The following is an 11,780-nucleotide window of genomic DNA, read 5'->3' on the forward strand; positions in this document are numbered from 1 at the left end:
CTGTAAAAAATAGTGCAATAAAAAACTATTGATACGGCATATTAATAAATAAACGTAAAATATACCAATTTTATAGATTAAACTCTCTGCATATTAACTAATTAGTAATATTTATCACTCTTAGGGGTATTTACGGAGCGTTTTATAGAATGTCCAAAATTCACTTTTAAACTAAAAATATGAGAGTATAACGAAGCTGTAGATACATCTCCTATATTAGTTAGGGCGTAATCGACTGTAAATCCTTTGAATGCTAAACCAGCTCCAAAACTAGGTAAGAATGTGAGTGTTTCACTCCCGTCAAATTCTGTAATATATTGAAATTGAGAAATCCCACCTCTTAAAAAGATCATTTTTTTATAATGAACTTCAGCACCAGCATGAGGATCTAAACTCATTACATTTGATTTGACTAAAGTATTTCTTTGTCCATCAAAAGTTAAGTCAGCCCCGATTGAAATCAGTAAACCAATTAATTCTTCAGCATCTTCTAATTGACTTTCCTTCCATAGAGAGAAACTTTTTGCTCCACCAATTATTAATCTTGGTGTGGCTACTTCTACTGAATTGTCAGGAATAGTATTACCTGTAGCTGCGAAAACATCATAAAAAGTTGTAGGGTTATAAGTCCAGAAATTATATGTACCTGTTAGATCTTTTGCTGTGACTCCTACTTTCCAAGAGTTTTTTGCCCATTGTAAACCTACATCAAGACCAAAACCCCATGCATTAGCAAATTGACCTGCGTTTCTGTAAATAACTTTTGCATTTGCTCCAAATTGTAAGTTTGGAAGATGTGGGAATTGTCTCGCATATGAGAAGATGAATGCATAATCAGAAGCGGAGAAACTTTTGATATTATCCCAATTTAAAGAACCATTTGGATCAAAAAGATAACGCGTGTCTGGAATATCATCAACACCAAATCTTATTGCAGAAATTCCTAAAGCAGATTGATCATCTATTTTAGTCGCAAAACCTATAAAATCATAGTTTGCAATACCTGCAAAATACTCTGCATGCATAAGTGAAACAGAATATTTATCTTCTAAGTTGAGCAAACCCGCTGGATTCCAATAACCTGCAGTAGCATCATCAACCAATTCAGTTTGAGAATTACCCATTGCTAATGCTCTGGCTCCCACTCCAATAGCCAAATATTCATTGACATATTTTGGAGTTTCTATTTGTCCAAAAGAAGCAGTGCTACTTAAAAAAAGTAAGACAAGTAAAGGAGAAAGGTATTTATATAATTTTGCCAATTGAACAGATTGATTTTAAGATTTACAGACAGAAACTAACATGTAGTTAGATCGAGAACTATGATAACAATAATTTATTGATCATAATTGGGATTAAAGAAGATTCTATTGACCAAGATATTAAAACTTGGTAAACAATATCAAATATAACGCCTATCGAGTTTTTTTATAAGAAATTCAGAAGTAATTTAGAACAAAATTAAGATTAAGAAAAGTTGAAGCGGTTAATATTAATGCGACATGGGAAATCAAGTTGGAAAAATCCAATAATTTCTGATTTTGATCGCCCATTAAATACAAGAGGTAAGAAAGATATTGTCACGATATCAAATATCTTATTCGAAAAAGCTATTAAACCAGAGTTGATAATTAGTTCTCCTGCTAAAAGAACAAAGAAAACAGCGGAAAAAGTAGCAGAAACGCTATCGAAGCCTTTACACTTTGAAAAAGACTTTTATGAAGCCTTTTACGATGAAATAATAGATATGATTAAGGATTTTGACAATCATCTGAATACAATTATGCTCGTATTTCATAACCCTGCAATTACTGACTTGACCAATCATTTTCTTCCAGATGATTACCTTGATAATATTCCAACTTCAGGTGTAATAGCTATTGAATTTCCAGAGGCTGTTTCATGGAAAAAATTAGGAAAAGGGAATGAGTTGTTTTATGAATATCCCAAAAAATATAGATCTTAAACAATACCATAATTTGCCTAACTATTATTAATATTTAATCTTAAGAATGGCTATCTAAGTCATCATATACAAATGCTAACTATTCTACCTTAGCAAAAATTAATTTAAACTCATTAGAAATGGATCAATTCAAAGCATTAGTATCTGAGAAAATAGGAGATAAAAAATTCAAAACTTCTATTCAAACAAAAAATATAAAAGATTTACCCGAAGGAGATGTTCTCGTTAAAGTAGCCTATTCATCATTAAATTATAAAGATGCTTTATCAGCACTTGGCAAGCCAGGTGTAACTAAAAATTACCCTCATACACCTGGTATTGATGCTGCAGGTGTAGTTGTTTCTAGTAAAGATTCAAACTTCAAAGAAGGTGATAAAGTGATCGTAACGAGTTATGATTTAGGAATGAATACATGGGGAGGTTTTTCTGAATATATTCAAGTGCCATCTGAATGGGTGATCCCAATGCCAAAAGGATTAGACGCTCGCTCAAGTATGATGATGGGTACAGCTGGTCTTACTGCAGCGATGTCTGTTTATAAATTAGTGGATAACGTTACTCCTCAAGATGGTAATGTTTTGGTGACTGGTGCTACAGGTGGAGTAGGTAGTATTGCCGTAAGTATTTTGAATAAACTGGGTTATTCAGTAGTCACTGTTACAGGTAAAGCAGATAAAGTTGACTACCTTAAAGGAATTGGAGCCTCTAAGGTTTTAACAAGAGATGAATTTTTAGAAGGTAGTGAAAGACCTATCTTAAAACCTCAATATGCAGGTGTAATTGATACAGTCGGCGGTGTTTATTTGGCAACTGCTATTAAAAGTACAAATCCATTGGGTGTAGTAACGTGTTGTGGGAATGCAGCATCTTTTGATTTACCAATTAATGTTTTCCCTTTTATCTTAAGAGGAGTAAGTCTTATTGGTATTGATTCACAAAATTTCCCAAGAGAAGAAAGAATCAAAGTTTGGGAAAATATTGGAAGAGATTGGATGCCAACGACTTTGGACGTAATTTCTGAAGAAGTGACATTAGATGGCTTGGAGGATAAGATTAAAGCAATCTTCAAAGGTCAAATTAGTGGAAGAGTGCTTGTTAAATTGTAATAAGATTTTTTTGAAAATATATCTTGGGGCTATTTATGAATGTAGATAGCCCTTTATTTATATACTTTTTCGAATAAAGTTGATTTTACTTTCTCATATTCAGCTTTTGTCAACATTAGTGGCGAGGACATTATGTTTAAAATAATTTCATGTGAAGTGTTTTCATTTATTTGAGGTTGTACAAAAGAAGCATCATTAAAATGAAATCCATATCTTTCATAAAACCCAACACGTCTTTTTTGAATATCTTCAATAGGGTGTTCAACTTCCAATATTATCTTTTCTCCTTTAAATTTGTCTTTGAAAAACTGTATAAATTTACCTCCAGCACCTGAACCTCTACTGCTTGCATTGATGGCTAGGTATTCCAAATATATAAAATCTTCAAAAACCCAATATCCCACCAATCCGACCTGTTTTTCTTCATAAACAATCCCATTAAAGAAAAAATTATCCTTTTTCATGAGTTCTATTAAATGATTCTTAGATCTCCTTTCAGCAGGAGGGAAGGCTTCTAAATATAATTCCCATAAAGTATCAAAGATTTCGTGGCCATCTATTAATTTTACCATATTATTCCATTATTTAAATAAAGTATACGAACTAATTACAGTTTTCTTTGGTGATCAGTTCCAAAATAAAGAAATAGTGAAAAAGCAAAGACACAATTACCTTATTGAAGTACAATATATAGGTTATCGTTTTCATGGTTGGATGGTTCAGCCAGGGCTCAAGACAGTGCAAGGAATGATAAATAAGACCATTAATTTTGTGCTTGGAGGAGAGATTAAATTTAAAACCTTAGGGACAAGTAGAACGGATACCTATGTTTCTGCAAACCATTCTGCTTTTGAACTTTTTGTATGGCAAGAACTTGATGAACAGGAATTTTTTGAATTATTCAATAAAAACTTGCCAAATGATATTAGAGCATTATCGATAAAAAAAGTGGATGATAAATTTAATATTATTCAAAGCTCAAAATCGAAAGAATATCAATATTTATTTTCATACGGAGAAAAAAATCATCCTTTCTGTGCACCTTTTATGACAAACTTAAATTTTGACTTGAATCTAGATTTAATGAAGGAAGGAGCCAAGTTATATGAAGGTGAACATTATTTTGGGAGGTTCTGTAAACAACCTAAAGAGGGTGTCTCTTTAGTTCGTAAGATTGATTATTGTGAAATTAAAGAAAATGATCAAATGACGGCGTCTTTCTTTCCTGAGAAAAGCTATATTTTACATGTACATGGGAAAGGTTTTATGAGACATCAAGTGAGAATGATGATGGGTACATTAATTATGCTAGGAAAAGGAGAATTGACTTTAGATGATATTAAAGAAGCATTAAAACCGAGTGATAATAAAACACAATTGGGGTATGTAGCTCCAGCATCAGGACTTAATTTGAACGCAATTAGTTATGATGAATTTGATTAAAAATAAAAAAAGTCAACAGTATAACCGCTGACTTTTCAATTCCTTTAATAACCCAAAAACTATTTCTTATTGCTGCTTTATGATATAAAGATAAGGTGTTTTTTTATCACTATCCAAGGTGAAAAGTGCTAATAGAGAGGGTTTTAGTCTACTACACTGTGTTATGTGTAATTATTTACATTTATATAATATTTGTTTAATAATATTAACTAACTAATAAATAATTGTATTTTATGTAGATTACATGACTAACGTTAGAATAAAATTATGTGATTAACATTTCCAATAAAATTTAATTTTAGAAGAAAAATTTAGAATTTCGACACTGTTAAAAAAAGTTAAAGTGAATATTTATTCAAAAATAAAGAAGATTTACTGAAAAAAAGGGAAATTTATTGGAGTCCTTTTTGAGATATATTATTTTAGAATTTGATTAATAAACATAGCAAACTAAATATCATTCTCAATGAAAAAGATTATTGTTTATACACTAGGACTAGCTCTCTTATTTTTTGTAGGTAGTTTTATCTATTTTTTCTTTGCAGGGGAGATAAAAAATACACTTCAATTTGATGAATCTAGATTTGTACAGATTCAAAAGTTTATAAAACAAGGTAAAGTTGAAAGTTTATCTCAAGCAAAATTACAATTGAATCTTATTGCAGAGGATTATAAGCCAGACAGTACTTTACTTTTAAAAGAAGAGCTAAATGCTACAGCTTTGTCAAATGCTAAAAATGCACTTTCTAAAAAGTGGTATGGAGCTTGTCAAAATTACCTTGAACTTGTTGACCAAGATTATCACCCAGAAGAAGTTCAAACAATCAATGATAAACTGATAGCCTCTCTTAATAATGATAGCTATGATAAAGCTAAAAAATATATCAAAGAGAGAAATTTGGATAAGGCAAAGACTTACTATTCCAAAATAGATACAACTTATAATTCTCGAAAATTAGAATCATTATCTAAAAAGTTATATGAATTAGAAAATGAAATAATCATCGAAGAAACAATTGCACTCATGAATGAGAAAGAATTTGATGATGCCTTAGATAAATTAGAAGAACTTGATGAAGGTTTTGACCCCAAAACAGAAGAGGAACTTAAGGAAGAAATCAAACTTAAGACAGAATTAGAAGATCTCTTGGATGATGAAGGAGCAATCATTGTTTTTGTTGACTATGTAAAAAATGAAATGAATGATCCGAATAGTTTTGAACATGTGAAAACAGAAATTTCAGAAAAAGGGAAGTTTCTTCAAGTCAATATGAAATACCGTGAGAATAATACTTATGGAGCTAAAGTAATGAAGACCATAGAAGCAAAACTTCATAGAGATGGTTCTGTAAAAAAGGTGTTTTAACTTTATACAAATGATTAATTGGAGTGACTTTGCAAAAATAGATTTAAGAGTAGGGACAATAATTGAAGCTGAATACTTTAAAGAAGCAATTAAACCTGCTATTAAATTAAGAATTGATTTTGGGAAGGAGGGTATCAAAAAATCCTCTGCACAAATTACCGAGAAATATAAACCAGTAGATTTGATTGGTAAACAAGTTGTTGCAGTAATTAATTTTCCACCAAAACAAATTGCCAATATAAAATCAGAGTGTTTAGTCTTAGGTAGTTTAGGTGATGACGGAGTAACATTACTTACAACTGATCATCAGGTTGAAAATGGACTGAAGATTAGCTAAAAAAAGGGATGAGGTTAAACAACTTCATCCCTTTTTCTTTATTGTGGATCTGTATTTGTCATTCCAAAATTCATTGGAAATTTAGGAGCTTCTTCAGTTTTACCAATTGGACCAAACTGTGCCTCATATTTCTTTAGGTTGTCCTGTAATGCCATATATAATCTTTTAGCATGTTCAGGAGTAAGGATAATTCTTGATTTTACTTTTGCTTTTGGAACGCCAGGCATCATGCGGATAAAATCAATCACAAATTCACTATTTGAATGAGCAATCATTGCTAAATTTGCATAAACACCTTCTGCTACATCATCAGTTAATTCAATATTAATCTGATTTTCGGGTTTCTTTTCTTGATCCATTTTATAAATATTTTAAATGCGTTAATTAATCTCTTTTGAACTAATTTTATTAGCTAAAGTTCAAAAAAATGGGATGTAAAACAAAATTCCAATTCTATGATCATGTTTTGTTAATACTTGATAGGATTTTTTTTGTTTTCTCCATGAAAGATTGTAAGTTCGATTTGTTAATATTGAGAGTTTTTTGGGTTTCCAAATAAGGTGGACCTACTCTTAAAATATCCTAGTAGTTAGAAAATGAGTAAAATAAAATCGTTCGATCTATCGAATGTTAAGTTATCCCAGCTTGTAATTCATAAAGTTGGCAATAAAACACAGGAGGAACCTATCGAGCTAGCTGAGTTTGAAATTGAGATTGAAAACCATAGCCCTTTATATAAATCAGTAATGGATTATTTCTTGAAATCCTTCAAGCCAGGACCTATGTATCATTTTGATGCACCTGAAGGAAAAGAAACTTTTACTGAAAATGAAATGTTCATAGCTGCAGAGGCTATTTTCTCAAATCCCTTCGAACAATTTATGACAAGGTCTAGAGAAATGGCTGAACTTTTATATGAAGCTTCAACACATCCAAGAATTAAAGGAGGTGAATTTTTTGTAGCAATGCTTAGAGATTGCGTTGTGGATGGCGATGTGGTAGATGCTATTGGTCTATTCAAAGCTGAGCACAAAGAAATGTTCCTTAAGGTTGGAGAAAAAACGGATATTGGAAACTTTGAATTAGAACAAAGTGAAGGTGTAAGTGTAAAAAAGTTAGATAAAGGCTGTTTAATTTTTAAGTGTGAAGAAGAAAAAGGTTTTAAAGTGATGCTAAAAGATAGCCCTACAAGGTCAGTCGAAGCATTATATTGGAAAGAAGCTTATCTTCAACTAAAAGCAAGAGAGGATAATTTCTTCCATACCAAAAACTACCTTGATATGTGTGTTGGTTTTGTAGAAGAAGTATTTAACGAAGATCATGCTGTTGAAAAACCAGCTCAAATTGATTTATTAAATCGCTCTTTAAAGTATTTTAACGATAAAGAGGAGTTTAATGTAGTCGATTTCGAAAATAATGTGATTGAAGAACCTGAAGCAATAGAGGCTTTTCAAGAGTATAAAGTCGATTTTCAGGAGAAAAAAGAAGTTCCAATGTTTGACGAATTCAAAGTTTCCAAAGAAGCTGTTCGTAAGTCAAAGAAAGAATTTAAAAGTATTATCAAATTAGATAAGAAGATTAATATCACTATTTCCGGAAATGAGCAAAATGTGGAAAAAGGCTTTGATTCTGAGCGAAATATGAATTATTACATGATATTCTTCAATGAAGAAGAGTGATGAATATCACTAAGAATAAATTGTATTATAACATTTTTTACGCAATTAACATTTGTTTAAACTTGTTATTTAAAACTTCTCAAGTGTTATTGCGTATATCTGTTTTGTACAAAGTGAAACAAAATACATCATTACATAAACTTATATAAAAAAATACTATGGATGCAGTAAAGATTCTTCTTGTAGAGGATGATAGAATTATAGCCTCTCTTGTTAAAAAATACTTAGACATCAGAGGTTACGCTGTAAACCATGCCGAAGACGGAGTGGAAGGCATGAAAGAATATGAGAAAGCAGACTATGATTTAATTATCATGGATGTGATGATGCCTCATAAAGACGGTTATACTTTAGCAGAAGAAATTAGAGCTAAAGATCCATATATTCCGATCTTATTTATGTCTTCAAACAACTTACCTAAGGACAAGATCAAAGCATTCAGAATTGGTGCTGATGATTATGTAACTAAGCCTGTTAACGTTGAAGAATTATTACTTCGTATAGAAGTGATTTTAAAACGTCAAAAGTCTGAGCCTAAAGTAGAAGTTGGTAATGAAGATGATCCACACCAAATCAACATTGGTAACTATATCTTAGATTTCCCTTATCAGAAATTGAGTATTGGAGACGATACTAGAAAATTAACTACACGTGAAGCTGAATTATTAAGATTCTTACATCGTCACCGTAATTCATTAATTAAGCGTGAGTATATTTTACAAGAAGTTTGGGGAGATGATGATTACTATAAAGGTCGTTCTTTAGATGTATTCATGTCTCGTCTGAGAAAATACTTAAAAGATGATCCTACTATTGAAATCTTAAATGTTCACGGTATTGGATTCAAATTCTTAGTTCAAGACTAAAGAATAAAAAATATATTTGAAGCCTGATGACTTTATGTTGTCAGGCTTTTTTTATTTTTACTTTTTTAGAACAAAATGATCTAGGAATGCTGATAGCGGAATTTATTATAGATGGTGAGGCATTTGACTTTTTTTTATTTTCAAAGGAAGATGTACCTATTGCAGCAAAGAAGTTTAAAAGACTTGTAGAGGAAAATGTCTTTGATGACTGGGAAATTCAATATAAGATAGATGATCGACATTTTAAGATAGCTCCGACGAATGAAATGATAAATTATAGTGATAGACCTTTAACTAGAGTAGATCATAATGTAAAACCTCATCATGATGGCTTTCTTTCTTTTGTTGGAGCAGATGAAAATCATGTTTCTGACCGTTTAATGGTCGTATTGGATAATAGTACTGCAAAACACTTTGATGGTGTTTGTTCACCTATTGGAATGATTGCTGTTGACCATCACCCAAAATTAAATTTCTTAAAAAAAGGGATGAAAATTGATAAAATAACAATTAGTGATCAACCGAAAGAAGAAATATTCGCACGAATACCTTCTTTTATTTGAATTCTCTTAATAATAGAGTCATATTTGTTCTTAGAAACAAACAAAAAGATATGATTCCATTTTCATATTATATGTTAGGTTCTGCATTTTTATTCAGCATTGGTTTAGCAATCGCACTTACCAAAAGAAGTGCAATTGTAGCTTTGATGGGTGTAGAACTTATGCTAAACGCAGCAAATATTAATCTTGTAGCTTTCACTCATAGAGATCCCTCTCTAGGTGAAGGAACTGTCTTTGCGATATTTATTATTGTAATAGCCGCTGCAGAAGTGTGTGTTGCATTGGCTTTGATTATTCGCTTATTTCAATATTTCCGTTCTGTCGATTTGCATAATGTAAATGAGCTCATCGAAGAATAGAATTTAATAAACAAGCTTTTTGGACTTTATAGAAACTATAACTTCGATTGCACTACTTGCTCCATTATTAGGAGCACTTATACTTTTTATTAAAAAAGGAAATCTATATGCCGATAAGATAGCTACTTCAATAATTGGTGTTAGTTTACTTGGTAATCTATGTCTTTTTTATCAAGCATGGTTTGTCACACCAATAACTTTTACTGGCGTATGGTTTATTATTGGAGAAGTTTCTTTTCAGACAATAATTAAGATCGATACCTATAGTGCTCTATTATTGGTCATGGTATCTATTATTTCTCTAGCTGTACATATTTTCTCATCTGCTTACATGCAGGGAGACCCTCAATATAAAAAGTATTTTACGCTACTAAATATCTTTACTTTCTCCATGTTTGGGGTGTTAGTCAGTGATAACCTGATCATGCTTTACTTATTCTGGGAATTGGTAGGGTTTTGTTCGTATATGCTAATAGGCTTTTGGAAAGAAAAACAGGAAGCTATTAAGGCTGCAAAAAAGGCTTTTGTTGTCAACAGAATAGGTGATGCGGGTTTAATGATAGCGCTTGCTGCTTTATATTCTCAATTCGGGACATTAAGTATTAAGGAAATGTCAGAGTTGCTAAGACCTGAATATTTAACGACATTTCCTATGCTATTAGCCGGTATTGGGTTAATGATGGCTGCAATGGGTAAATCTGCGCAACTACCTTTATCTGTATGGTTACCTGATGCAATGCAGGGACCAACACCTGTATCAGCATTGATACACGCAGCAACAATGGTCGCTGCAGGTATCTATTTATTAGCAAGGTGCTTCTTCTTATTACCAGAAGAAGTTCTACAAATTATTGGTTTAGTAGGAGCGATTACAGCATTTTTAGGTGCTTTTGCTGCTGTTTCTCAATACGATATTAAAAGAATCTTAGCTTATTCAACAATATCACAATTAGGATATATGATGTTGGGAATTGGTGTTGGAGATCCTGAAGCAGCAATTTTCCATCTAACGACTCATGCATTTTTTAAGGCAGGGTTGTTTTTAGGAGCAGGCGCCATTATTCATAGTATACATCAAGTATCTTGTGATATTTGTAAAGGTTTTGATCCTCAAGATATCCGATGGATGGGGAGCCTTAAAAAATATATGCCAATTACTTTTATTGGTTTTTCTATCTGCTTATCAGGTTTAATGGGCCTTCCATTTACTTCAGGATTTTTATCAAAAGATGCAATTTTAGCATCTAATTTACTTAAAGCAACAACAGAAGGATTTTATTGGAAAGCGACTGCAATTCTTAGTTTTTCTGGGGCGGCTATCACTGCATTTTATTCTATTCGATTATTATATCAAGTGTTTTTTGGTGATTTGGGTATTTCTAAACATAAAGTGTGTAAGGACTGTCTTGTGTTACCCAAAGAAGTAAATTATAGAATGAATGTCCCTATAGTTGTATTAAGTGGTTTTTCTTTGTGGTTTATCTACACTGTTTCACCTTTTGATACTTCACACTCATGGTTACAAGAGGGTTTGAAACTGATAAATGTAGATTCAGAGTCAGTTCACACTTTAGGGGTTGTGTTATCTATTTCAATGGTGTTTTTAGGTGTTCTATTAGGTTACCTTGTTTATTTCAAAGGGTATTTTAATAAGATGAAGAAAAGTCTAAAAAGATCATTTCTTTATAACTTATCTTACCATTTTGGATATGTTGATAAAGGTTATGATCTTTCAGTTACAGCAACATTATTCACCGCCTCAAAATTAGAAAAAATACCTCATGCAGATGAATATTTTGTTTATTCAACGATACATACATCAGAATTTGCAAGAGGTTTTGATGATAAAGTAGTTGATTTTTTTGTAAAAGCTTTTGCTGTAACCAATGTCGTATTTGGTCATGTTTTAGCTTGGTTTGATAGAGCGATTGTAGATGGTGCTGTCACTTTATTTACAAAGTTCTTATCACTTTTGGGAGATGTTTTCAGAAAACCACAAGGAGAAAGAGTACAGAGTATGATCGCTTGGTCAATAGTACTTTTATTTATGGTCATTGGAATTATCAAACTTTTATAACTAGTAACTAACAAAGTT

At 31.6% G+C, this 11,780-nt stretch carries 13 protein-coding genes; 10 read left to right on the forward strand and 3 right to left on the reverse strand.

Annotated features, from left to right (window positions below):
* Window positions 1–101: 101 nt before the first annotated feature.
* Entirely contained in the window at window positions 102–1,262 is a 1,161-nt protein-coding gene (locus tag ACXAHM_RS11805; RefSeq protein ID WP_474960643.1) for a putative type IX sorting system protein PorV2, read from the reverse strand.
* A gap of 233 nt (window positions 1,263–1,495) precedes the next feature.
* Between ACXAHM_RS11805 and ACXAHM_RS11810 the strand changes: the two genes are divergently transcribed.
* Both ACXAHM_RS11810 and ACXAHM_RS11815 read left to right on the forward strand, forming a co-directional pair.
* Window positions 1,496–1,966, forward strand: coding sequence for a SixA phosphatase family protein (locus ACXAHM_RS11810; RefSeq protein WP_474960644.1), 471 nt, complete (start codon window positions 1,496–1,498; stop codon window positions 1,964–1,966).
* Between the two features lie 119 nt (window positions 1,967–2,085).
* Complete coding sequence (locus ACXAHM_RS11815; RefSeq protein ID WP_474960645.1) at window positions 2,086–3,072, forward strand: YhdH/YhfP family quinone oxidoreductase; 987 nt, start codon at window positions 2,086–2,088, stop codon at window positions 3,070–3,072.
* Between the two features lie 53 nt (window positions 3,073–3,125).
* Here the strand turns inward: ACXAHM_RS11815 and ACXAHM_RS11820 are convergent, their stop codons facing one another.
* Complete coding sequence (locus ACXAHM_RS11820; protein ID WP_474960646.1) at window positions 3,126–3,644, reverse strand: GNAT family N-acetyltransferase; 519 nt, start codon at window positions 3,642–3,644, stop codon at window positions 3,126–3,128.
* A gap of 76 nt (window positions 3,645–3,720) precedes the next feature.
* Here ACXAHM_RS11820 and ACXAHM_RS11825 point away from each other — a divergent pair, with 76 nt between their 5' ends.
* The 3 genes from ACXAHM_RS11825 (at window position 3,721) to ACXAHM_RS11835 (ending at window position 6,218) form a co-directional block, all read left to right on the forward strand.
* A complete protein-coding gene (locus ACXAHM_RS11825) occupies window positions 3,721–4,515 on the forward strand; it encodes a tRNA pseudouridine synthase A (RefSeq protein ID WP_474960647.1) in 795 nt (264 codons plus the stop codon).
* Window positions 4,516–4,981: 466 nt separating this feature from the next.
* Window positions 4,982–5,881, forward strand: a complete 900-nt coding sequence (locus tag ACXAHM_RS11830) for a hypothetical protein (RefSeq protein ID WP_474960648.1) — start codon at window positions 4,982–4,984, stop codon at window positions 5,879–5,881.
* Window positions 5,882–5,891: 10 nt separating this feature from the next.
* Window positions 5,892–6,218 (forward strand): tRNA-binding protein, encoded by a 327-nt coding sequence (locus tag ACXAHM_RS11835; RefSeq protein ID WP_474960649.1) that lies wholly within the window; start codon window positions 5,892–5,894, stop codon window positions 6,216–6,218.
* 38 nt (window positions 6,219–6,256) lie between these two features.
* Here ACXAHM_RS11835 and ACXAHM_RS11840 read toward each other — a convergent pair whose 3' ends face one another.
* On the reverse strand, window positions 6,257–6,577 hold the full coding sequence (locus ACXAHM_RS11840; RefSeq protein WP_474960650.1) for a DUF3467 domain-containing protein: 321 nt from the start codon (window positions 6,575–6,577) through the stop codon (window positions 6,257–6,259).
* Window positions 6,578–6,814: 237 nt separating this feature from the next.
* On the opposite strand from ACXAHM_RS11840, the gene ACXAHM_RS11845 reads away from it, so the two are divergent.
* The 5 genes from ACXAHM_RS11845 to ACXAHM_RS11865 all read left to right on the forward strand — a co-directional run bounded on the left by ACXAHM_RS11845 (window position 6,815) and on the right by ACXAHM_RS11865 (window position 11,762).
* Window positions 6,815–7,897 carry a nucleoid-associated protein gene (locus ACXAHM_RS11845; RefSeq protein WP_474960651.1) on the forward strand — a complete coding sequence of 361 codons (1,083 nt, stop codon included), beginning with the start codon at window positions 6,815–6,817 and terminating at the stop codon, window positions 7,895–7,897.
* Window positions 7,898–8,055: 158 nt separating this feature from the next.
* A complete protein-coding gene (locus tag ACXAHM_RS11850; protein WP_474960652.1) occupies window positions 8,056–8,763 on the forward strand; it encodes a response regulator transcription factor in 708 nt (235 codons plus the stop codon).
* A gap of 86 nt (window positions 8,764–8,849) precedes the next feature.
* Window positions 8,850–9,326 carry a hypothetical protein gene (locus tag ACXAHM_RS11855; protein WP_474960653.1) on the forward strand — a complete coding sequence of 159 codons (477 nt, stop codon included), beginning with the start codon at window positions 8,850–8,852 and terminating at the stop codon, window positions 9,324–9,326.
* A gap of 50 nt (window positions 9,327–9,376) precedes the next feature.
* The gene (gene nuoK / locus ACXAHM_RS11860) at window positions 9,377–9,685 is read left to right on the forward strand and encodes an NADH-quinone oxidoreductase subunit NuoK (protein WP_474960654.1); all 309 of its coding nucleotides are present in this window, start codon (window positions 9,377–9,379) and stop codon (window positions 9,683–9,685) included.
* 19 nt (window positions 9,686–9,704) lie between these two features.
* Window positions 9,705–11,762, forward strand: a complete 2,058-nt coding sequence (locus ACXAHM_RS11865; protein ID WP_474960655.1) for an NADH-quinone oxidoreductase subunit 5 family protein — start codon at window positions 9,705–9,707, stop codon at window positions 11,760–11,762.
* The last annotated feature ends 18 nt before the right edge of the window (window positions 11,763–11,780 follow it).

This window comes from Flammeovirga sp. AWQ4_249, from assembly GCF_056161045.1.